This is a genomic window from Candidatus Eremiobacteraceae bacterium (assembly GCA_035295225.1).
GTDB lineage: Bacteria > Vulcanimicrobiota > Vulcanimicrobiia > Eremiobacterales > Eremiobacteraceae > JABCYQ01.
Window position 1 is genome coordinate 31,482 of record DATGJI010000016.1, and the last position, 20,950, is coordinate 52,431.

At 62.2% G+C, this 20,950-nt stretch carries 25 protein-coding genes; 13 read left to right on the plus strand and 12 right to left on the minus strand.

Translation table 11 applies throughout. From position 1 onward, the window contains the following. Positions 1-9 precede the first annotated feature (9 nt). From VKT51_02045 to VKT51_02065, 5 genes are all read left to right on the plus strand, one after another. Positions 10-1,089, plus strand: a complete 1,080-nt coding sequence (locus VKT51_02045) for a Gfo/Idh/MocA family oxidoreductase (GenBank protein HLJ82942.1) — start codon at positions 10-12, stop codon at positions 1,087-1,089. Then, positions 1,086-1,922, plus strand: coding sequence for an O-methyltransferase (locus VKT51_02050; GenBank protein HLJ82943.1), 837 nt, complete (start codon positions 1,086-1,088; stop codon positions 1,920-1,922). Before VKT51_02045 ends, VKT51_02050 begins: the two co-directional genes overlap by 4 nt. A 10-nt stretch (positions 1,923-1,932) precedes the next feature. Then, complete coding sequence (locus VKT51_02055) at positions 1,933-2,922, plus strand: YncE family protein (GenBank protein HLJ82944.1); 990 nt, start codon at positions 1,933-1,935, stop codon at positions 2,920-2,922. 171 nt (positions 2,923-3,093) lie between these two features. Continuing rightward, positions 3,094-3,570 carry a DUF2975 domain-containing protein gene (locus tag VKT51_02060; GenBank protein HLJ82945.1) on the plus strand — a complete coding sequence of 159 codons (477 nt, stop codon included), beginning with the start codon at positions 3,094-3,096 and terminating at the stop codon, positions 3,568-3,570. A gap of 26 nt (positions 3,571-3,596) precedes the next feature. Continuing rightward, on the plus strand, positions 3,597-3,803 hold the full coding sequence (locus VKT51_02065; GenBank protein ID HLJ82946.1) for a helix-turn-helix transcriptional regulator: 207 nt from the start codon (positions 3,597-3,599) through the stop codon (positions 3,801-3,803). Here VKT51_02065 and VKT51_02070 read toward each other — a convergent pair whose 3' ends face one another. Genes VKT51_02070 through VKT51_02090 form a run of 5 tightly spaced genes read right to left on the minus strand, consistent with a single transcriptional unit; the run spans position 3,804 to position 8,621 of the window. Further along, on the minus strand, positions 3,804-4,523 hold the full coding sequence (locus VKT51_02070) for an ABC transporter ATP-binding protein (protein HLJ82947.1): 720 nt from the start codon (positions 4,521-4,523) through the stop codon (positions 3,804-3,806). Further along, the gene (locus tag VKT51_02075; GenBank protein ID HLJ82948.1) at positions 4,520-5,281 is read right to left on the minus strand and encodes an ABC transporter ATP-binding protein; all 762 of its coding nucleotides are present in this window, start codon (positions 5,279-5,281) and stop codon (positions 4,520-4,522) included. Before VKT51_02075 ends, VKT51_02070 begins: the two co-directional genes overlap by 4 nt. Then, positions 5,281-6,384, minus strand: coding sequence for a branched-chain amino acid ABC transporter permease (locus tag VKT51_02080; GenBank protein ID HLJ82949.1), 1,104 nt, complete (start codon positions 6,382-6,384; stop codon positions 5,281-5,283). Before VKT51_02080 ends, VKT51_02075 begins: the two co-directional genes overlap by 1 nt. Before the next feature lie 7 nt (positions 6,385-6,391). Further along, positions 6,392-7,324 (minus strand): branched-chain amino acid ABC transporter permease, encoded by a 933-nt coding sequence (locus VKT51_02085; GenBank protein HLJ82950.1) that lies wholly within the window; start codon positions 7,322-7,324, stop codon positions 6,392-6,394. 7 nt (positions 7,325-7,331) lie between these two features. Next, positions 7,332-8,621 carry a branched-chain amino acid ABC transporter substrate-binding protein gene (locus VKT51_02090; protein HLJ82951.1) on the minus strand — a complete coding sequence of 430 codons (1,290 nt, stop codon included), beginning with the start codon at positions 8,619-8,621 and terminating at the stop codon, positions 7,332-7,334. 147 nt (positions 8,622-8,768) lie between these two features. On the opposite strand from VKT51_02090, the gene VKT51_02095 reads away from it, so the two are divergent. Next, the gene (locus VKT51_02095; GenBank protein HLJ82952.1) at positions 8,769-9,812 is read left to right on the plus strand and encodes a P-loop NTPase; all 1,044 of its coding nucleotides are present in this window, start codon (positions 8,769-8,771) and stop codon (positions 9,810-9,812) included. A gap of 5 nt (positions 9,813-9,817) precedes the next feature. Next, complete coding sequence (locus tag VKT51_02100; GenBank protein HLJ82953.1) at positions 9,818-10,201, plus strand: hypothetical protein; 384 nt, start codon at positions 9,818-9,820, stop codon at positions 10,199-10,201. On the opposite strand, the gene VKT51_02105 is transcribed toward VKT51_02100, so the two are convergent. From VKT51_02105 to VKT51_02120, 4 genes are all read right to left on the minus strand, one after another. After that, entirely contained in the window at positions 10,188-10,772 is a 585-nt protein-coding gene (locus VKT51_02105; protein ID HLJ82954.1) for a hypothetical protein, read from the minus strand. The genes VKT51_02100 and VKT51_02105 overlap by 14 nt on opposite strands. Before the next feature lie 291 nt (positions 10,773-11,063). After that, positions 11,064-11,630, minus strand: coding sequence for a hypothetical protein (locus tag VKT51_02110; GenBank protein ID HLJ82955.1), 567 nt, complete (start codon positions 11,628-11,630; stop codon positions 11,064-11,066). A 186-nt stretch (positions 11,631-11,816) separates the two neighbouring features. Then, positions 11,817-12,509 carry a hypothetical protein gene (locus tag VKT51_02115; GenBank protein ID HLJ82956.1) on the minus strand — a complete coding sequence of 231 codons (693 nt, stop codon included), beginning with the start codon at positions 12,507-12,509 and terminating at the stop codon, positions 11,817-11,819. A gap of 10 nt (positions 12,510-12,519) precedes the next feature. Beyond that, positions 12,520-13,056 carry a TlpA disulfide reductase family protein gene (locus VKT51_02120; GenBank protein ID HLJ82957.1) on the minus strand — a complete coding sequence of 179 codons (537 nt, stop codon included), beginning with the start codon at positions 13,054-13,056 and terminating at the stop codon, positions 12,520-12,522. An 81-nt stretch (positions 13,057-13,137) separates the two neighbouring features. On the opposite strand from VKT51_02120, the gene VKT51_02125 reads away from it, so the two are divergent. Genes VKT51_02125 through VKT51_02135 form a run of 3 tightly spaced genes read left to right on the plus strand, consistent with a single transcriptional unit; the run spans position 13,138 to position 16,376 of the window. Beyond that, the gene (locus VKT51_02125; protein ID HLJ82958.1) at positions 13,138-14,052 is read left to right on the plus strand and encodes a MoxR family ATPase; all 915 of its coding nucleotides are present in this window, start codon (positions 13,138-13,140) and stop codon (positions 14,050-14,052) included. Positions 14,053-14,055: 3 nt separating this feature from the next. Continuing rightward, positions 14,056-15,315 carry a VWA domain-containing protein gene (locus tag VKT51_02130; GenBank protein HLJ82959.1) on the plus strand — a complete coding sequence of 420 codons (1,260 nt, stop codon included), beginning with the start codon at positions 14,056-14,058 and terminating at the stop codon, positions 15,313-15,315. Further along, entirely contained in the window at positions 15,312-16,376 is a 1,065-nt protein-coding gene (locus tag VKT51_02135; protein HLJ82960.1) for an XdhC/CoxI family protein, read from the plus strand. Before VKT51_02130 ends, VKT51_02135 begins: the two co-directional genes overlap by 4 nt. A gap of 812 nt (positions 16,377-17,188) precedes the next feature. Here VKT51_02135 and VKT51_02140 read toward each other — a convergent pair. Further along, on the minus strand, positions 17,189-18,550 hold the full coding sequence (locus tag VKT51_02140; protein HLJ82961.1) for a SpoIIE family protein phosphatase: 1,362 nt from the start codon (positions 18,548-18,550) through the stop codon (positions 17,189-17,191). Between the two features lie 165 nt (positions 18,551-18,715). Between VKT51_02140 and VKT51_02145 the strand changes: the two genes are divergently transcribed. Continuing rightward, positions 18,716-19,039: a DUF962 domain-containing protein gene (locus tag VKT51_02145; GenBank protein HLJ82962.1), complete on the plus strand. Its 324-nt coding sequence runs from the start codon at positions 18,716-18,718 to the stop codon at positions 19,037-19,039. On the opposite strand, the gene VKT51_02150 is transcribed toward VKT51_02145, so the two are convergent. Together VKT51_02150 and VKT51_02155 are read right to left on the minus strand one after the other, a co-directional pair. Continuing rightward, positions 19,036-19,368, minus strand: a complete 333-nt coding sequence (locus tag VKT51_02150) for a glutaredoxin domain-containing protein (GenBank protein ID HLJ82963.1) — start codon at positions 19,366-19,368, stop codon at positions 19,036-19,038. The genes VKT51_02145 and VKT51_02150 overlap by 4 nt on opposite strands. Positions 19,369-19,374: 6 nt before the next feature. Next, on the minus strand, positions 19,375-19,617 hold the full coding sequence (locus VKT51_02155; GenBank protein HLJ82964.1) for a BolA/IbaG family iron-sulfur metabolism protein: 243 nt from the start codon (positions 19,615-19,617) through the stop codon (positions 19,375-19,377). 34 nt (positions 19,618-19,651) lie between these two features. On the opposite strand from VKT51_02155, the gene VKT51_02160 reads away from it, so the two are divergent. Beyond that, the gene (locus VKT51_02160; protein HLJ82965.1) at positions 19,652-20,356 is read left to right on the plus strand and encodes a cytochrome c biogenesis protein CcdA; all 705 of its coding nucleotides are present in this window, start codon (positions 19,652-19,654) and stop codon (positions 20,354-20,356) included. Further along, positions 20,353-20,934: a tetratricopeptide repeat protein gene (locus VKT51_02165; protein ID HLJ82966.1), complete on the plus strand. Its 582-nt coding sequence runs from the start codon at positions 20,353-20,355 to the stop codon at positions 20,932-20,934. Before VKT51_02160 ends, VKT51_02165 begins: the two co-directional genes overlap by 4 nt. The last annotated feature ends 16 nt before the right edge of the window (positions 20,935-20,950 follow it).

The window sequence follows — 20,950 nt, forward strand, 5'->3', positions numbered from 1 at the left end:
TGGGTACTAATGCCGACTGAACAGATCGGGGTCGCCGTCATCGGAACCGGATTCGGCGCGCGCTGCCAGATGCCGGCGTTTGCCGCGCATCCCGAGACCAGACTCGCGGCCGTCGCGTCGCAATCGTTGGATCGTGCGCGCATGACCGCGCAGACGTTCGGCGTGCCGTTCTTCACCGACGACTATCGCAAGGCGATCGCACGCGACGACGTACAGCTGGTCAGCATCGTGACGCCGCCGCATCTTCATGCGCCGATCGCGATCGCAGCGCTGCGCGCCGGCAAACACGTCATCTGCGAAAAACCGTTCGCGATGAACGAGCGCGAGGCGCGGGCGATGGTTGAGGCAGCGCGTAGGGCAAAGCGCGTCGGATTAATCGACCACGAGTTCCGTTTCTTGCCCGAGCGGCTGCGCATGCGCGAGCTTGTCGACGACGGGTGGCTTGGCACCGTCGAACGCATCGCGTTCGTCGACAGCTCGAGCTGGATGGCGGCAGGCGGTGATTACCGCTTCGGCTGGCAATCGCAGGCGAAATGCGGCGGCGGCATCTTGGGGGCGCTTGGATCGCACGCTATCGACTTCTGCCGGACGATAGCCGGGGAGGTGCGCGAAGTCGACGCCACGCTCGCGACGAAGGTCAAACAACAGCCGCGGCGGCAAGGTGCCGCCGGAACCGTCGATGCGGACGACAATGCGAGTGTCCGCCTGATCCACGCCGACGGCGCCATTTCGGTGATCGAGCTATGCGCGACCGCGGCAGCTGCCTCTTCAGCCATCATCGTGAGCGGAACGAAAGGCGTGCTGCGGATCGACGGCGGTCAGTTGTTCGGTGTCCGCGAAGGCGAAGGGGCCATTCCAGTGACGTCTCCCGCGCGCTCGCGCAAGAAGTTCCCGCCGGGTTCGCATCGCCTCGTGCCCGCGTTCTATTCATTCTTGGGCGAGGCGATAGCCGCGATGCGGGGTGAAAGTTCGACCGCGCCGACATTCCTGGATGGCCTGCGCGTGCAGAGCGTCCTCGATGCAGCGCGGCGATCCGCTCGCGCACGCCGCGTCGTGCGTATCGTCGTGCGAAAGGGGCGAGGTTCGTGACGCGAGGCGCTCGTGAAGATTTTCATGACCTTTCAAATGCCGTCGGCGGAATTCTTGTGGGCGCCGAACTCGGCGAGCGCCGGTCGAAGGCGGACGAAGACCGCGCCGCATTCGCAACACTCGCGATCGGGGCGCGCCGCGCGGCCGAGCTCATGGCCGCCCTCAGGCCGGCGATCGCCGCCGCCTCCGAACCCGCGCAAAGCGATGCCGCGCGCGACGGCGCCTACATCGAATCGTTGAGTCCGAAGTTGGCTCCGCTGCTCGAGCGGACGAAGCAGATGTGCGAGCGCGACTCGGTACCGCTCTTGGACCTCGCGAGCGCGAGGCTGCTCGCCGTCCTCGTCACGCTCGCAAAGCCGAAGAACATTCTCGAATTGGGAACTGCTAACGGCTATTCGGCTCTGTGGATGGCGCAGGCGTTTGATGAAGCAACTGTCCTCACGGTCGAGCCGGACGCCGGGCGAGCGGCGGCTGCGCGCGCACTTTTCAGCGAAGCCGGCGTATCGGAAAGAATCGAGGTCGTGGAACAGCCCGCGCTCGCCGTCATTGCGGCTTTGGGCGATCGGCGCTTCGAGTTCGTCTTCATCGACGCGGTGAAGAGTGAATACGCGGCTTACCTAGCTGCTGTCATGCCCCACATACGAACGGGCGGTATCGTCGTGGCAGATAATCTGCTTTGGAGCCACCGTGCCTCCGCCACTCCGTCGAGCGACGACGATCCCAGCACCGTCGGGATCAGAACTTTCAATGCACAATTCATGTCACACCCATCGCTGCGCGCCGTCATCTTGCCCGTCGGCGACGGCGTGGGCGTCGGCGTCAAAATCGGATAGGAGCGCCCACATGCGTCGTCACTGGCTCACGGCCTTTTTCGGCCTTTCCCTCGTCCTCGCGGCGGCGCCGCAGGTGGTTCGTGCCGACGCTTCGCCCGCGCCGCTGATCGCCAAGCCCGCGATCGCCGTGCCTCGTTCCCCGGGATCGTTCGACTATATGTACGTGGATATCGCGCGGCGATATCTTCTCGTGGCACACACGGGGTCGAAGTCATTGGACGTCTTCAACCTCGACACCGGCGCTTTGCTGCGGCAAATAAATGTCGGTTCGCCACACGGCGTCGCGATCGACGTCAAAGACCGCAAATACTTCGTCAGCACGATCGAAGGCATCGTGGCGGTCGTGGATCGCGACAATCTCGTGCTCAACGACAGGCCGATGACGCCCGGTCCGGGCGACGCTATGGCTTTCGATCCAAAGAACGACACGGTTTACGTCGACGAAGATGGAGGGACGCGCATCTTCACGGTGAGCGGCCGCACGAACAAACCCGGCCCCGTGATAACGATTCCGCAAGATCCTGAGTATCTGAACTACGATCCCGTCACCGACAAGCTGTATCAGAACATCGTCTCGACGAATGCCGTCCTTGTCATCGATCCGGCTACGAATGCCGTGACCGCGACGTGGTCAACCTTGCCCGTCACATCGCCGCACGGCCAAGCAATCGACTCCGCTGCCGGGCGACTGTTCGTCGCGGGTTCGAACGCGACGCTCGTCATGATCGACATGAAGTCAGGCGCAGTCATCGGCCAGGCGACGATCGCGCCGCGAGTCGATCAGATCGCATTCGATCCGGGGACGCAGCGCGTGTACTGCGCAAGCGGCACCGGTCTGCTTTCCGTAGTCCAGGAGACGCCGACCGGACTAGTGGCGCTGCCCGACGTCATCGTTCCCGAGCACGCGCACACGGTAGTCGTGGACCCGGCCACGCATGCCGTCTGGATCTCCTATGGCGGCAGCCAAACCGACTACATCATGCAGCTCACCCCACCGTAGGCCGGCTCTCGACGTGGGCCGATGTGAGATCGGCCCCTTCAAAGCCAACGAACGCCAATGTTCGAAGGGGCCGGCTTCATGTCGGCCCTATTTATTATCCTTGACTTTAAGTATTATTTAAAGTAAACTGCGTGTAACCTAAATAAGTTTAACTATCAGCAGGAGGCACCTGTGTCGAAGGCACCCATTCCGTTCGCGGCTATGCTAACCCGGTTCATGGCGCTTGCGCTCGGGCTCTCCCTGTTCTTCGCGAATCTCGGCGCACCCGAGCTCCTGCATCTGACAGGCGGCAGCCATGCCATGTTGACCCCGGTCTACTGGGTGAGTCTCGTGGCGCCGGCCTTCTTTCTGTGGGGGCTTTGGGCGGCGTCGACAGCCATCACCCGGATGGATCGCGGCGACGCATTCGGTCCGGTGGCCGCGCGGGCTTTGAAAGAGATAGGCGGCTGTCTCATGCTCGGCTCGTTCGCCGCTGCCGTCGTGCAGCCAAGTTTGATCTATCTCATCGGCAATGGGTTCACAGAGATGCGCGGCGTCCGCATGGATCTCGACGTCGAGAACGTCACGCTTGCCCTCGTCGGTTTCGTGCTCATCTTGCTGGCGCAGCAAGGACAGAAACTGCAATCGAAACTGGATCAGTTCGTCTGATGCCGGTTCGGGTTACCTTAGACGTCATGCTCGCGCGGCGCAAGATGCGCGCCCGCGACGTAGCCGAGAAGATCGGCCTTTCGGAGACCCAGCTGAGCCTGCTGCGCACGGGTAAGGTCAGGGGAATGCGCTTCGAGACACTCTCAAAGCTTTGTCTCGTCCTCGATTGCACTCCGGGCGAAATCCTCGAATACGATCGAGATGAAACCGACTTAAGCGTTAAATCGGAATAATCAGTCCTCGCCGAGGTACGCCTTTCGCACGTCATCGTCGTTCAACAACGCGTCGGCAGTGCCGGATTTCACGATCGCACCCGTTTCGAGCACGTAGCCGCGCGACGCGACTTGAAGCGCCTTGCGCGCGTTCTGCTCGATGAGCAGGATCGTGACGCCGCGTTTGTTGATGTCGCGGATCACCGAGAAGATCGTGTCCACGAGAATCGGCGACAATCCCATCGACGGCTCGTCGAGCAACAGCACCGTCGGCTTGGACATCAGCGCGCGCGCGATCGCGAGCATCTGCTGCTCGCCGCCGGAGAGCGTGCCGCCGCGCTGCGTCATGCGCTCGTTCAATCGCGGGAAGAGCGCGAGCACTTCGGCGAGATCGCTCTTGATGGCCGAGGTATCGCTTCGCGCGAAAGCGCCGAGCTCGAGGTTCTCGCGCACGCTCATGCGCGGAAAGATGCGCCGTCCCTCGGGTGAATGCACGACACCCATGCGCACGACCGCATCGGCAGAGTACGGCATCAGATCCTGACCGCGGAACTGAACGGTTCCGCGCGCCGGCTTCAACAATCCGGAGATGGTGCGCAGCGTCGTGGTCTTGCCGGCCCCGTTTGCGCCGATGAGCGCCACGATCTCGCCTTCGTTGACGTCGAGCGTCACGCCGCGCAGCGCCTGAATGCGTCCGTAGTAGGTCTCGATGCCCGATAGGGCGAGAACGGGCTGCGTCATGCGCCCTTCCCGAGATATGCTTCGATGACGCGCTGATCGTGGCGGACCGCATCGGGTTTGCCGTGCGCTATTTCTTCGCCGTAGTCGAGGACGTGGACGTAATCCGAGATGCCCATGACCAATTTCATGTCGTGTTCGATGAGCAGGACGGTCACGCCGCGATCCCGGATCGCCTGCACGAGCTTCATCAAGCCGATCTTCTCAGCGGGGTTCGTGCCCGCCGCGGGCTCATCGAGCAGCAGCAGCTTCGGCTCGGACGCAAGCGCGCGCGCGATCTCAAGCCGTCGCTGCATGCCATACGGAAGATTGCGCGCCCATTCCGTTGCGTAGCGCTCCAAGCCGATCCATTCGAGCAGCGCCATGGCGGACGTATCGGAGCTGCGCTCCTCTTTTTGCGCGAACGGGGTGCGGAATGCACAGTCCCACGTGGCCGAGCGCATGCGTGCATGCCGTCCGACGAGCACGTTTTCGAGCACGGTCATGTGCGAGAAGAGGCGGATGTTCTGGAACGTCCGCAAAATCCCGCGCGCCGCGACGGAGTGCGGCTTCAGGCCTTCGATCGCATGTTCATCGAACACGATGGAGCCGGAAGTCGGCATGTAGATGCCGGTGATGAGGTTGAAGACCGTCGATTTGCCGGCGCCGTTCGGGCCGATCAAGCTGATGATAGCGCCGGCCTCGACGTCGAACGTGAGGTTCTTGACCGCCGTCAGGCCGCCGAACGACTTGGTCACACCCCGCAGCGAGAGGAGCGCCATCACGCCACCTCCGGGCTCTTCATGCTTTCGCGCAGTTCTGCGCGAACGGTGGCGCTTGGAATCAAGCCTTCCGGTCTGAACAACATGACCAGCACGAGGATGACGCCGTATAACATGAAGCGATATTGCGTGAGATCGACGTTCATGAGAAACGTGCTGTGTATGCTGGCGCCGATCGCGTGCGCCCAATTCGAGGCTTGCGGCAGGATCAAGAAATTGAGCATCGCCACGATGGACCCGCCGACCAGAACGCCCGAGAGATTGCCCATGCCGCCAAGCACGATCGCCGCCAGAATCATGATCGACATATTGAAGTCGAAACCGCTTGGGCTGATCGTGCTCAACTTCGCCGCATAGATGACGCCCGCCACTCCGGCGAAAGCCGCGCCCATCGAAAATGCGAGAAGCTTGGCCGTCATCGTGTTGATGCCCATGTGCTCGGCGGCAAGCTCGTCTTCGCGAATCGCCATCCACGCGCGTCCGAGCCGCGAGTTGCGCAGATTTGCGAGCAAAATCAGACAGATGCAGATCACGGCCATATAAAGATAGTAGTATGGCGTCGGGTTGAATCCGAAATGGTAGCTGCCGAGCACCGGTTGGTCCACGGCCGCGATGCCGTCGGGCCCGCCGGTCCACTTGTCGAGATTCTGAAACAGCTGGGGGACGATCTCGCCGAATCCCAGGGTCACGATGGCCAGATAGTCGCCGCGCAACCGTAAAGTCGGGGCGCCGAGGATGACCCCGAAAGCCGCGGCCACGGCGGCACTGACGAGCAGCATGAGCCAGAACGAAACGTGGTAGCCGTCCGGATGCGCGGTGCTCGCGAGCTGCGGCGAGGCGACGAAAGCGTACGTGTAGGCGCCGATCGCGAAGAACGCCGCGAAGCCAAGGGCGAGAAGCCCCGTGTAGCCGACGATGATATTCAATCCAAACGCGAGCAGTAGGATGTATCCCGCGTCCGCAACCGCGGAGATGTGCGAGCTGTTGGAATCCAACATCGGCAGCAGCAAGAGCGCGACGACGATAAGTCCGCCGACGACCACTTGCCGGCCGGTGTAGCGCGATAGGCCGAAAGGCAGCCACGTGACTCGCTGGTTCAGCACCCGCGCCTCACACTTTCTCCGGCAGTTGCTGACCGAGCAGGCCGCTCGGCCGGAAGACGAGCGTCAAAATCAAAATCGCGAACACCGCGACCTCCGACCACTGATCGGAGATGCAGCCCGATGTCATCGTCTCGACGATGCCGATGACGAAGCCGCCGAGCATAGCGCCCGTGATGTTGCCGATGCCGCCGAGCACGGCTGCGGTGAACGCCTTGAGTCCGGCTTGGTAGCCGTTCAAGAAAAAGGTGGTGCCGTAATACATGCCCGAGATGAACCCGGCGACGCCGGCGAGCGCGGAACCGATGAAAAACGTCCAGGCGATCGTGGAGTTGACATTGATGCCCATGAGCTGGGCCGCGTCACGATCTTGCGCCGTCGCGCGCATCGCCTTGCCCAGCTTCGTATGGAACACGAAGAGGTTGAGCAGGACCATGCATATGATGCTGACGACGACCACCAGCAGCGAACGATCGTCGAAACGCACACCGCCGATCTGGTGCCAATGATCGGGGAGGAACTGAGGAAACGAGACCTCGGAATTGCCCTTCCAGATCTGCATGATGTTCTCGAGGATCAACGACACTCCGATGGCGGTGATCAGGGGCGCAAGACGCGGCGCATTGCGCAAGCGCCTATATGCGAGACGCTCGATCAGCACGCCGATGATGCCGCAAAGCAGCGCCGCCAAGATGATGACTGCGACCGCGATCAGACCGAGCACGGTGGGATTGGAGATCGTCGCGAGCGGGATGAGTCCTAATATCGAGAGCGAGATGAACGAGCCGAGCGTGTAGACGTCGCCGTGCGCGAAGTTGATCAGTTCGATGATGCCGTACACCATCGTGTAGCCGAGCGCGATGAGCGCGTACAAGCCACCTAGCGCGACGCCGTTTATGAGTTGCTGGATGAACTGCGGCGCGCAGTTATGGATCTCGAACACGAAGGCGTTACTTGGCGGCGAACTTCCGCTGAGTCAAGAACACCCACTTGTCCTTCTGCGCGCCCCAGATCGAGATGATCTTGTTCGTGGTGTCGCCGTTGGCGTCAAAAGCGAACGGCCCCATGATGCTCTGGAACGACTTGATCGAGCGCAGTTCCGAGAGCACCTGCGCCCGCGTCGGCATCTTGCCGCCGTCGGCCTTGGATGCAAGCCCGATCGCCTTGATCAACACCATCGCCGCCGTGTAACCCGCCGCCGAGTACGACCCGACCGGCTGATTGAACTGGGCTTGGTAGTCCGTGAGGAACTGCTTTGCTGCGGGTATCGTGCTCGCGTTCACCGCCGCGACGGTGGCGTAGACGTTGTCGGCGGTCGCGCCCGCATCGGTGAGGAATTGGTCGTTGCGCACGCCGTCGGCGCCGAAATACGCCACGTTTCCGATGCCGCTTTCGCTCATCTGCTTGCGGATCAGACCGCCGCCGTTCGCGGTGACGCCGCCGTAGAACACGACGTCAGGTCCCGCTCCGGCCGCGCGCGTCAGCAGCGCATGGAAATCTTGCTGGCCCTTCGTGATGTGGTCGTGCGCGAGGACGGTGCCGCCGTCGTTTGTGAATTGCGCGCCCCACGCGTCAGCGACGCCGCGGCCGTACGTCTCGTTGTCATCTATCAAGTACGCTTTTCGAAGATGGCGGTCGTTGTACGCGTAGTCGGCTCCGACCGGACCCTGGATGTCGTCGGTCGCGCACACGCGGAAGAACGTGATCATCTGCGGGTTTGTCGTGCGCAGTTCGAGCGCCCGCGGACCTTTTGTGAGGTCAGGGTTGGTCGTGGCCGGGCTGATGAGCGCGATCCCTAAGCTGTTGGTCAGCGGGATCTCTGCTTTCGCAACATTGCTGTTGAACGGGCCGACGATGCCGAGCACGGCGTCGTCGCTCGCGAACGATTGGACGTTTTTCGCGCCCTGACTTGGGTTGTGCACGCCGTTGACCGCGTCGTCCAAGATGTTGGACTGCAGCGTGAATCCCGGCACGAGGTTCTGCTTGTTCGCGTCGATGATCGCGAGTTCGACGCCGAGCTTGGTCGGAACGCCGTCGGAGGCATCCGCGCCCGAAATCGGCAGGTCCGCGCCGATCTTAATGATGTTGCCGGCGGCAGCGTTGCTGCCGGAGGTCGCGCCGGCCGTGCCGCTCGACGTGCTGTTCGAGCCGGAGCCGGAGCCCGAGCAGCCGGCGAACGCAAGGATGAAAACGAGCAGAGCGGCCGAGGCCGTACGCGGAGCGCCGATGGTGCGCAGCATCGTCTTGGAATCTCCCCTAGCAATGAAAACGGATTGTCGGGCTAACGCGAGATGCGGCAAGCCGTCGAATAGTGAAGGAATGCGAGATGTGACGGGGCTTCGCGAGCTAAGGGGAGGGTCCTTTTCGGGACGCTAGAAGAACGAATCATGCAGTCTCCCCTTTCAGCCGACGTCACGATACGCGAAGTCGTCGAATCACATCCAGGGTCCGAAAGAGTGTTCGGTGCGCATGGACTGCCGTGCGCCGGCTGCCACGTATCGACGCGCGAAACGATACGCCAGGGAGCGGCCGTGCATAGCCTCGATCTCGACGGATTGATGACGGATCTGCAGCGCTACATCGCAGACGGAACGGTGCCGCCGGCGCGCGCCAAGCCGGCGCAGGGCAATGCCACAGTGCCGCCGCCGGCGAAAACGAGAAAGCCCGGCATCAAGCACGTCGTCGCGATCATGTCTGGAAAAGGCGGCGTCGGAAAGTCGCTCGTGACGGGCCTGCTTGCAGTGGCGTTGCGGCGGCTCGGCTATGAAGTCGGCGTCCTCGATGCCGATATCACCGGGCCGAGCATGGCGAAGATCTTCGGCATCAGCGCGCGGCCTTATCAAGGTGAAGACATGAAGCCGCACCCGCCCGCGTCGCGCAGCGGCATCCAAGTCATGTCGATGAACCTTATCCTCGATAGTGACAGCCAAGCCGTGATCTGGCGCGGGCCGATGGTGTCGAACGCGATCCGCCAGTTCTACAACGATCTCGAATGGGGCGCGCTCGATTATCTGCTCATAGACCTTCCGCCCGGCACATCGGACGCACCGCTGACGGTTCTGCAAGCGCTCCCGGTCGATGGCGTCGTGATGGTGAGCACGCCGCAAGGCCTTGCGACGATGATCGTCAGCAAAGCGCTGAAGTTCGCGAAGCAATTGAACGTATCCGTGATCGGTCTCGTCGAGAACATGTCATATTTCACCGACCGCGAGACCGGAAAGCGTTTCGAGCTTTTCGGCGCGAGCAAAGGCGTGCAGCTCGTCGTCGAGAGCGGTGCGCCGCTTTTGGCGCAACTGCCGATCGATCCGGCGCTGACCCAACTATGCGATGACGGCCGCATCGAAGATTATGAAGCGCCCGACTTCACCGTGCTCGCGAAGAATTTCGCGAACGTCTTACCGACCGCGGCGGCTGCCGGCGTCGGCGACTGACGTCGGTGCCGCGCGCGCTGCATGCCGCTGCAGCCTGTGCGCTCGTGCTGATCTCGTCGTGCGCGCCGCGACATTCAGCGGGCTCGACCGAGAGACCGCGCGACTTCGCCGGCATGCCTATCTATCCGAATGTATCGGAGTCCGGATCCGTCGATGACCGCCTCGCCGTCTTCAGGTCGCCCGACTCGTTCTGGAGCGTCGCAGATTGGTATCGCGCGCACATGCCGCGAAGCGCCCGCTACGCGCGCGACGACACGACGTCGCAAGCCACGTGGGCCATCTTCTTATCGCGGGAAACGAAGACCGTGCACGTCGAGGTCGTCGACGGCACGGTCCGGATCACGCTGGCGGACGTGACGATCGCTCAGCCAAGCCCTACTGGACGATGACGATCGTGCGCATGCCGTTCGACACGTAATGGTAGGCGCACCCGAACATGTAGAAGCCTGGCGGACCGGAATTGTAGACGAGCGAGACGCCGTTCGGATTGAGATTCCCGGTGCTGAAGTTCGTCGTGCTGATGATCGTACCCGCGGGCGATTGGTTCAGACTGCCGGTGAAGGTGGGCGGGAAGCTCGCGCCGTTTTGTGAGGCGTCGCCAAGGAAGCTGCCCGTATGCGGATTCACGGGGTCGAAGTCGTGGAACATGACCTGCGTTGCCATCGTGAGATTCACGACGGACGATTGGTTGTTCGGCGCACCCGTTGAATTGAAGTAGCCGAGGAGCGTGCCGTAGGTCGGATCGTTGTCGGGCGATTCGCCGCTCAGTTTGACGCCGACGATCGCCGTGGTCGGCGACGGAGATGGCGAAGGCGATTGCGACGGCGATGGTGACGGCGCGACAGATGGCGATGTGTGCGGTCGCGGCGGCGCGCTGTACAATGTCGTGTAGCCGCCCCCGCCGCAGCCTGCGGCGACGATCGCGGCGAGCGCAAGCGCGAGACCTGCACATCTGGTCACTGTTATTATTTCCGACTGTCTCACGATCGCGCGATCCTTTCGAGGCTGAGCGGCGTTGTGCCGGTCCGATATTCCCGCGGGTGCGGCGACAGGGCGTAACGGCGCACCCGCTCGTCACATCCTAACGTCTACGCCTGAAACCGGCGTGAAGTGTGGAACGATCTGATGTAGGGCGGACCTTTATGGTCCGCCGCGCGATGTAGGGCGGACCTTTATGGTCCGCCGCCACAAACGATGTAGGGCGGACCTTAACGGTCCGCCGCCATAAACGCGTTTGTATTCAGGTCTTGTTCAGCAATAGTAATGGCACGGCGGCGGCGACGCGCCCCCGCCTGCTGCGGTCGCTTGCGGACCTGGTGTTGCGCCTACGTTGACGATCATTCCATCTTGCATGCCATTGCTGCCGAAGTGGAACGCGCATGCGATGAACAGATTACCGGTTGCATTGGTGACCGTCAGCGGGCCGACGCTCTGTCCAGCTGGGATAGGACCGCTGCGATAACCGGCTGCCAGCGTGGTTGTTCCCGATGCGCTCGTATCCAAGGTACCGCCCGGCGGCGGCGGCGTCGGATACGCCGAGTAGACGTTGAACGTGTGTGTGACGTTATCGCCGTTCTTCAGCATGATCTGCTGGCCGGGTGACAACCCCAAAACTTGTGAGTTCGACGCCTGCGTAAAACCTTGGATCGTGCCGAACGTCGGATCGTTCACCATCCCTACATTACGCGCGAAGAGAAGGATGGTGATCGCCGGAACCGCGCTCACCGACGGCTGTGGTCCGGGGGGAAGCGTGGTGCCGCCGCCGTACCCGCCGCCTCCGCCGCAACCCGCGACAGCCGCAGTCGTTAGAGCGAACACCGCCAAGGCAACTCTTGCAAGCGGCGATAAACTTCGGAACATCTCGTATTCTCCCGTGGCGAGGGCGGCAGACGAACGTCTGCGTTCCTCAAAGCCTACGGTCGAAGACTTAAACCGGCGTGAAAGCGTGGATAATGAAGAGGACGGCATCGCCGTCCTCTTTTTCAGTATTCCGGTGGTCGAATACTAGAACACGATGAAGATGGTGCGAAGCGGCACCGCGCCCTGCTGAATGGGATTGTACGTGTAGTAGTCCGCCATGAAATACATGCCGGGCGCTCCGGTGAAGTAGTCGAGCGACGGAGTGGGCAACGTCAGCGATCCCCCCGCGAGCGAGCCCGTCGAGAAGTTGATGTCTGATATGACGTCGCCTTGCGGGCTCGCGCTCGTTCCGGTGATGTTGTTGAACGTGGGCGCCCACGTGGCTCCGGGGAATGGTACGACGCCGTTATTCGACGCGGTGTGTGCACCGACATCATAGTTGTAAAAACGGATCTTCTGTCCGGTGTTGACGGCGATGATCTGCGACGGGCCCGGCGTGGCGTACGGATTGATGGATGGCGACGGGCTGACGATTGGCCCAGGGATCATCGACATGCCATCGACTTGTCCATACGTCGGGTCGATGGTCGGCGATGCTTGCGCATATGCGAGAGCAATGAAATAAGCCGGCGTGGGCGACGGCGTCGGCGTCGGCGATCCTGATGGAAGAGGCGACGGCGATGGCGACACGCTTGAGCGCGGGTGCGGGGCCGGTGTTGACGATTTGCTCGAGCAGCCGCCCGCTCCGACGATGATGATACCGGCGACGGTGGCGGCGGCAAGCGCAGCCAAACGGGCGGCCGGCGAAAGAACTGGCATCGAAATGGATCCTTTCATGTCGCGCCGCTCAACCTCCGGCGATGAGGGAGCGCGCCTTCGACGTCATCATGTCGTAGGTCATCTCACCGTCGACCGCGTCGCGTATCGTCCCCGACCGGTCGATGAAGAACGAACTCGGCAGGCCGACGAGGTGCAGCACCGTTCCGGCCGTTTGTCCGTCGTCCACAGCCACTGGGAACGACACTCCGAAACGCTTCGCATACGAACCGACCGTCGCCGCATCCTCGCCCTGGTCGATCGCCACGATGAGAAGGCGATCACCTTCTGCTTTGGACAGCCGTTCCAACGCCGGCATCTCCCGTCGGCACGGTCCGCACCACGTCGCCCAGACATTCACGAGAACGTCGCGGCCGCGAAATTGGTTCGTATCGATCGGACCGTCTCCAAGGCGTTCGACCTTGACGTCCGGCATTTGCGTGCCGACAAGTTGCGCCGGGCCGCGGTGCATCTGAAGGTCTCGGTCGAAGTCGCTCGGCACGAACATAGCCAGGAGAACGACGACGGCCACCGCAACCGCGAGGCCGCCGAGCAGAAAACGAGTCACGCGTTTTTTAGTTACGCGCACCTCCCCGCGCGACCTGCCCGTGAAGTAGGGTAAGCGCACACCGTCCCCAAAGCGCCACACGTGGATCCGAAGATTCCCGCCACAGTAGACGACGTCGAAGCGCTGCTTCGCGGCGGTGCGTACGTCGCCGATCGGCCGCTCGCAGTGACGATTTTTCTCGCCCTCTCATTGCATAAACCGCTCTTTCTTGAGGGCGAAGCCGGCGTCGGAAAAACCGAAGTCGCCAAAGTGCTCGCGCGCATGCTCGATCGACGGCTCATCCGGCTGCAATGCTACGAGGGCCTCGACGCGAATCACGCGCTGTACGAATGGAACTACGCGAAGCAGATCCTACACATCCGGTTGGCCGAGTCGGCGAGTACGGAAGCGCGCGAGACACTCGAACGAGAGATCTTCGGCCCGGCGTTTCTCGTGAAGCGACCGCTGCTCCAGGCCATCGATGATTCCGGCGGGCCGCCTGCCGTGCTGCTCATCGATGAGATCGACCGCGCGGATGAGGAGTTCGAAGCATTCTTGCTCGAGGTGCTTTCGGACAATCAGGTGACGGTTCCGGAGTTGGGCACGTTCAAAGCCGCGGTCCCGCCGATCGTCGTGCTGACGAGCAACCGAACGCGCGAAGTCCACGACGCGCTGAAAAGGCGTTGCCTCTACCAGTGGATCGACTATCCGGACATCGACCACGAACAGATGATTGTCACGTCGAAAGTGCCGGGCATCGAAACGCGTCTGGCGCGTCTGGCGTGCGCGTTCGTCGCCGGCCTTCGCGCCGAGCCGTTGTACAAACATCCGGGTGTGGCCGAGACCATCGATTGGGCTGCAGCGCTCGTCGCGCTCGGCGCGCAGGAGATCGACGAACGCATCGCGGTCGAGACGATCGGCTGTCTTCTCAAGTATCAAGAGGACGTGAAGAAGGTCGGAGACGGCGCGATGGGCATGCGCGTCGCGAGAGCGCGACAAGTCGCGACAGGAACGTAAACCGTGCGCGACGGCGATTTTTCGAACCTTGCTCGAAATGTCTTGGTGTTCGGTCGGGCGTTGCGCGCTCACGGATTTCGCGCGCAGCCCGATCGCATGGTGCTGCTTGCGGACGCGCTCGAATGCGTCGGGCTTGAACGGCGCGACGACGTGAAAGCCGCCGCGCGGGCGACTCTGGTGCGGACGAAGGATGAGATGGAGCGCTTCGACATCGCGTTCGAAGCGTTTTGGCGCGCGCGCTCAGGCGGCGCAGAGGATTCAAATGATGCGATTCGCGGTATGCCGCGCGATCGCGACGAGCCTGTCGATCGCGAAGGGCCGTCCGAATCAGGCGACCCCACACGAGCGCCTACCGCCGGATCGTCGCTCGATCCGCGCAGGACGGATTCCGGCGCAGACCAACCTGCGGCGCTCAACGCATCGAAAGACTCGGATCGATCCTTCACATTTTCGGCGGACGAAGGATTATATGCCAAGGACTTCGCCGAGATGTCGCCAGCCGAACTCGACGCCGCCCGCCGGCTGACGCAGCCCGGCGTTTGGGATTTAGGGCGGCGCCGCACTCGGCGCATGGTCGCGCGGGCGGGTGCAGATGCCTTCGACGCACGGGGCACGTTGCGCGCGAGCCTTCGCCGCGGCGGCGAAGTGGTCGAACTCCACCGCCTCGGACGCAAGACCAAGCGGCGCGACCTCGTGCTGCTGTGCGACATCTCGGGGTCGATGGATCGATACTCTCGGTTGTTGCTTCACTTCGTGCACACCGTTCGGCACGCCCTCGGATCGGTGGAAGCGTTCGTCTTCGGCACGCGGCTGACGCGTGTCACCCATCAGCTGCGCCATCGAGACACGAAGGCAGCGCTCGACGCGATCGCTTCCAGCGTCGCCGACTGGGCCGGAGGTACCCGCATCGGCGATAGCCTCTTCCATTTCAACCGCACGTGGGCGCGCAGAGTGCTGGGGCGCGGCGCGATCGTGATCATCATCAGCGACGGCTGGGACCGCGGCGATGTCCGCCTGCTCGCCAAGGAGATGCGGCGGCTGCAGCGCAGCGCGTACCGCTTGATCTGGCTCAATCCGCTGCTCGGATCGGCCGGCTATCGGCCGCAGACGATCGGCATGCGCGCCGCGTTGCCGTACGTCGACGATTTTCTCCCCGCGAACAATTTGCGCAGTCTCGTCGAGCTCGCCGAGCTGTTGCAGACCGTTGACTATCGCCGCCCGCTCCGTCGACAGGGCGAACCGCCCGTGGCACTCGCGCGATGACGGACATCATCGAACTCGCGGCGGCTTGGTCCGCGGCGGGTCAGAAGGTAGCGCTGGCGACGGTCGTCCGCGTCGACGGTTCGGCGCCGCGCGGTGAAGGCGCGAAGATGATCGTCTCGGATGCCGGCCGCATCGCAGGCTCGGTGAGCGGCGGTTGCGTGGAGGCAGCAGTTGCAGAAGCGGCTCAAGCGGTGTTCGACGGATCGCCGCCGAGGATCGAGAACTTCGGCATTAGCCGCGCGATGGCGTGGGATGTCGGGCTGACGTGCGGCGGATCCATCGACGTTATGATCGAAAAACTGCCGGACCTCGAGACGTTGCGGACCGTCTTCACGCGCGGCTCACGTGCTGCTCTATGCACGCCGTTTGCCGAGAGCGGGTTCAAAAACGGTCAGAAGGCCGTCGTGTTCGCCGATGGCCGGATGCAGGGCAGTTGCGGCGACCCAGATTTTGACGCAGCACTGGCCGTTGCAGCCCGCGAACAGATCGAACAGGGCTCCTCGAGGACGCGCTCCGTCTTCGACTGCGATGTGTTCATCGATGTCGGCGTGCAAAAGGATCGTCTCATCATCGTCGGAGCGGTGCACATCGCCGCGGCGCTCTGCGAGCTTGCCGCGCGCGCAGGTTTCAGCGTGACCGTCATAGACCCGCGCGAGCGGCTGAACCATGCCGAGCGATTTCCGTTGGCCGTCTCCCTCTTGGTTGGCTGGCCGGAAGACGTTCTGGAGGGCTTGGCCCTGGACGACGACACGTACGTCGCGATACTTTCCCACGACGAGAAGTTCGACGATCCGTCGATCCGGATCGCACTGCGCGCAACGCCGCGCTATATCGGCGCGATCGGCAGCAAGAAGACGCATGCGGCGCGGCGCGAACGGCTCGCGCAATTCGGATTCACGAACGATGCGATCGATCGCGTCCGCGCGCCGATCGGACTCGACATCGGCGCGCAAACACCGGAAGAGATCGCAGTGGCCGTGCTCGCAGAGATGATCGCGGCGAAGCACGGACATAGCGGCGCGCCGTTACGCGATCGCGTCGAACAAAAAATTCACACGTGATGCGCGCGAATCACACCCAAAATAATCTTTTCGCGTCATTTCAGAAAAGAAGGGTTCTATCGAACGTTTGAGCGAATATCGAACATCGAGCTCGTTATGAGCGCACTCCATTGCTCCGCAGGATGGAGGTGAGCACCAATGGCAGCTAAGAAAAAGGCGGCAAAGAAGACAACGAAAAAGGCCGCTAAGAAATCCAAGAAGGCCAAGAAGCGCTAAGCTTCTATAGGCTGAGGAGAGCGAGACGAAAGTTTCGCTCTCTTTTATTTCTGCGCCACGTACGCGACAAACCGACGGCGCGGCATGCCCCGCGAGGACGCTCCTTCGCTCGCATCCAGCTCGCTACGTCGCTCGGTTCGCTCGTCGCTCTCGCCCTCCATGGCTTCGCTCCTCGCTCAACGCCTCGCTTGGGCATGCCGCGCCGGCCGTCATCGCAACGTCGCACCGGATCACCGGCGATGTCGAAAGCCGGGGCGTTTGAGGCGGCGAGAGCCGCCGAAATCGAGCGGCGGAGTTTGGTCATCCCGATGATCCGCCGCGTCCCCGGCACAGACATCGACCGGTGATCCGCGGCGACAAGAGCGGACGTTGCGCCGGCGCGGCGGTTCACTCGGTTATGACAGATATTGAGTGGCCGCGGTGCTCAGCCAGAAACGCAAGACCTTCGACCATCCACGTGTCCAGCCCGGAACTTGCGTGTTCGGAGACCTCCCTCGCGACGTGCTCGCGATCGCGCAACCAGCGCACGTGCACCGCGCCTTGACTCAGCCGGATAATCTCGCCGCAATCCTCGCAAAAAAAGGCGGCGCTCGCGGTCATTTGACGCGCAGGACGAGCAAGGCCAGGTCATCGGCGATCCGACCGCCGGCATGTCTCTCCACCCGGCGGATGAGTTCCGCAGCGATTTTCTTCGGGTCTTCCCCGTCGTCGCGGATCCAGCGCATGACTCCCTCTTCGCCTACCATGACACCGCTGCTATTGCGCGCTTCGGTCAGGCCATCGGTGGCCAAGACGAGGACGTCGCCCGCGGTCAGCGTGACTCGCCTGCCCTCGAACGTCGAATCCAGCGTCAGGCCGATCACAGGACCTGTCACGTCGAGCATGCTCACGTCTCGCCCCTTGCGCAAGAACGCCTGAGGATGACCGGCGCTCGCATAGGAGAGCGACATATCGCGCTCGTCGAGGATGCCGACGAAGAGCGTCACGAACGATTCGGGATCGGACCCTGGCCTGATGAAGGCGCGGTTGAATTTGTGAAGCACGACCGCCGGATCACCGTTGTCTTCTGCCAGCGTTCTCGCCGAGTACTTGACGCGCGCGGTCTCGACCGCCGCGGTGAAGCCCTTTCCGGACACGTCGGCGACGAGAACGAGAGCGCGATTGTCATCGAGACGGTAGATGTCGAACAAGTCGCCGCCGACGGCCGCCTCGCGAGAAGCCGAGACATATCCCGTCCCCACGCGCAAGTACGGCAGCGAGTCCCAGCCGCTCAAGAATCCGCGTTGCAGCGTATCGGCGACCGTACGCTCGCGATCGAGTGCGGCTTGCGTCCGTGACCGCACGATGTCCGCAAGGATCGCCAACATGCCGAACAGCAAGATCAGCGCCGCGCCGGTGATCGCCGATCGAACGAGAAGGTTTTGCGATTGCGTGGTCAACGCGTCGGCGCCGGCTGTGTAATCGTCCAACAATTGTTTGAAGTCGGCGCGCATCTTGTCCACATAGTATTTTCCCAGCTGCAGACGCGCCATGGCGTCCGGCGCGTTCGGGTGTGGGATCAGTTCATCCGCGACTTGCTTCTGCCAATCGCTATGAGCGATGCGAAGGTCCTCGACGAGCGTCTGTTCCGCGGCGAGATGCTGGTCACGATTGAATTGCTGCAATTGCTGCAGCTTTGGGGCGAAGAGCGGGCTCGCGTCTTGGTACGGTTCGAGATAAACGCTCTGGCCGGACGCCATGTAGCCGCGAAGACTGGTTTCCTCATCAAGTTGAAGGCCGAGGAGTTCGCTGACCCTCTGCCGCGCGTCTTCGAACTTGCTGTGCCTTGCGAGCGCCGCGGTAGATGAACGGTAGAGGATGTACGAACCGGCGACGGAGACGACGAGAGCAAACGCGAGAATCGCCGCGGCCGTGAACGACCCGCCCGGTCGGCCCGACAGCGACCGAGAGGATTTCACCAAGGAGCTCGCTGCCGAGACGATGTTGCGCATACTTTGCCGACTTAAGAGAGGAAAGGAGAATCGCTAGGCTCTCTAACAGCCCGGTGAAGTGTGGGAAATTTGGGGCTTCGTTGCCCTCATAAACCCGGCCTCCCCGCGAACTAACCGGACGGTACACGAGCAATGAGCGAGCGGACGACCTTTGAGGACTTCTGGCCGAAGTATCTGCGCGAGCATGCCGATCCGAGGACGCGCGCGCTGCACCTGATCGGGGCGATGGCCGCGTTGAGCTGCGCGGGCGCGTTTGTGTGCACGAGGAACTGGTGGTGGCTGCCCGCGGCGCTCGTCGGAGGCTATGGTCCGGCGTGGTTCGCGCACATGGCAGTCGAAGGAAACCGGCCGGCGACATTGCGCGATCCGCTGCTGTCGCTACGCGGCGACTTCACGATGCTTGCGCATGCGCTCCGCGGCACGCTCGAGCGCGAGTGCGCGAAAGCCGGGGCTTAAGCCTTCGATTCGGCGAACGTTTCCTCGAGGATCGTCTGAAGTTCGCCGCTCTGGCGCATCGGCTCGAGGATGTCGGTGTCGCCATAGAACTTGCCGGCGATGAATACTTTCGGAAGCGTCGGCCAATCGGTCATCTCGGCAAGCGCTGCGCGCTTGTCGGCGTCGGCTAACGCGTCCACGACTTCGAACGGATAGCCGAACTGCTCAAAAAATTGGATGGTCTCAAGAGTGAAGCCGCAGCGCGGCATCGTCTTTGTGCCCTTGCCGTAGACGAGGATTTTGTTCGCCTGGATCTCGGCGTCGATCGCGCTCTTCATTTCAGGGTTCATGATACGTCAGCTCCCGGATTCTGGAACGGCTGTTTTGATTTCAACGGCGTGCAGGCGGCCGTCTTTCAATGCGTCGCCCAAGGCGGAATAGATCAATCGGTTGCGGTCGAGCAACGGCATGCCTGCGAATCCGCGGGACACAACCAGAAGATTGTAGTGATCGAGCGTCCCTGTGCGGTCGCCCGTCTCGACGACGGCATCCGGGAGGGCAGCTTTGATAAGCGTCTCGATTTGTTCGTGAGTTATCATCACTTATGCGCTTCGCCTAGGCGGCAGGGCAGTCTTGCCGATAATCCTATTGAAGATGGACTATACCAACATCTACGCGCTTACCGATAAGATCGGCGATGCGATAGCGGGCAACTTCTGGCTGTCGATAGCGCTCATGATGCTCGGCGGCGTGCTGAGCAGTTTGAGCCCATCGAGCGTCCCTCGTATGGTCGCGATCGTCAACTACTGCAGCCGGGAAGCGTTCACGCTTGGTCGTGGGGCCGCGCTCGCGGGCGCTTTCATGATGGGCATCTGCGTCGTATATTGCGGTGTCGGCGCGCTCGCCGGATCATTCGGCCAGCTGCTGAGCCTGACAGGTTTCCTTTATTACTTCACGGCCGCGCTCTGCCTCCTCATGGGTCTATCCATGATACGGCTCGTCGAAATCAAATGGAAGCTGCCGGAGTTGCCGATCATCGGACACGGACTCGTCGGAGCGTTTCTCCTCGGCTTCGGCTTTGCGTTTCTCATCGCGCCCGATGCGACACCGTTCATGATCGCCGCACTTGCCGTGACGACGTTCAAGGGCAAAGTGCTGCTCGGCGCGACGCTTATGTTCGCATTTGGTGTCGGGCACGGTATCCCGGTGATGTTCGCCGGCATGCTGGCGCCGTGGTATACGCACAATCCGAAGGTCAAGCGCTGGCAGCTTGCTTCCGAAATGGCGGCGGGTTACATCCTCGTCTTTCTCGCGATGTTCTTCACGGTGATCGCATGACCGAAGACGTGCGCCCGTATGTCATCCGAACGTACGATCGTTGGATCATCCTCGTGATCGTGCTCGTGGTCGGCTATATTCTGTTCCGGCCGATCTTCGCGTTCACGGCGTACTATCGCGGTCTTAGCTTCGAGCGCATGCTCAGCATTCCGCCGGCGATGCACTACTACCAGCGCTCGATCGACATCGATCCGAATATCCCGGATGGGTGGATCGGTCTTGGCACGCTGTACATGATGGATGGCCGTGTAGATAAGAGCGATCACGACCTTGCCGTGTCGACGTTCACGCGAGGCGCTGCGGCGAATCCTAAGAACGGCTTGTTGCCCTTCCTGCTCTGCCGCACGTACTACGAACAAGGTCATGACTTCAAAGACGCGCTCTCGGCATGCCTTGAGAGCGTAGGCCGCGATCCAAGCAACAAGTTCGCTTGGGACTACGCGGCGTGGTCGGCGATACAGACCGGAGATCCGAAAGATGCGATCCGCTATTGGACGCAAGCGCTCGCGATCGATCCGCGTTACTATAACGCGCGACTTGCGATCACCCGATTCCGGCCGCTGGCAAAAGGCATCTAACGCAATTCGGGCAAGC

Coding starts and splice junctions, on each gene's coding strand:
- VKT51_02045 (HLJ82942.1), top strand. CDS start 10: ATGCCGACTGAACAGATCGGGGTCGCCGTCATCGGAACCGGATTCGGC.
- VKT51_02055 (HLJ82944.1), top strand. CDS start 1,933: ATGCGTCGTCACTGGCTCACGGCCTTTTTCGGCCTTTCCCTCGTCCTC.
- VKT51_02065 (HLJ82946.1), top strand. CDS start 3,597: ATGCTCGCGCGGCGCAAGATGCGCGCCCGCGACGTAGCCGAGAAGATC.
- VKT51_02070 (HLJ82947.1), bottom strand. CDS start 4,523: ATGACGCAGCCCGTTCTCGCCCTATCGGGCATCGAGACCTACTACGGA.
- VKT51_02075 (HLJ82948.1), bottom strand. CDS start 5,281: ATGGCGCTCCTCTCGCTGCGGGGTGTGACCAAGTCGTTCGGCGGCCTG.
- VKT51_02090 (HLJ82951.1), bottom strand. CDS start 8,621: ATGCTGCGCACCATCGGCGCTCCGCGTACGGCCTCGGCCGCTCTGCTC.
- VKT51_02095 (HLJ82952.1), top strand. CDS start 8,769: ATGCAGTCTCCCCTTTCAGCCGACGTCACGATACGCGAAGTCGTCGAA.
- VKT51_02115 (HLJ82956.1), bottom strand. CDS start 12,509: ATGAAAGGATCCATTTCGATGCCAGTTCTTTCGCCGGCCGCCCGTTTG.
- VKT51_02135 (HLJ82960.1), top strand. CDS start 15,312: ATGACGGACATCATCGAACTCGCGGCGGCTTGGTCCGCGGCGGGTCAG.
- VKT51_02145 (HLJ82962.1), top strand. CDS start 18,716: ATGAGCGAGCGGACGACCTTTGAGGACTTCTGGCCGAAGTATCTGCGC.
- VKT51_02150 (HLJ82963.1), bottom strand. CDS start 19,368: ATGAACCCTGAAATGAAGAGCGCGATCGACGCCGAGATCCAGGCGAAC.
- VKT51_02155 (HLJ82964.1), bottom strand. CDS start 19,617: ATGATAACTCACGAACAAATCGAGACGCTTATCAAAGCTGCCCTCCCG.
- VKT51_02165 (HLJ82966.1), top strand. CDS start 20,353: ATGACCGAAGACGTGCGCCCGTATGTCATCCGAACGTACGATCGTTGG.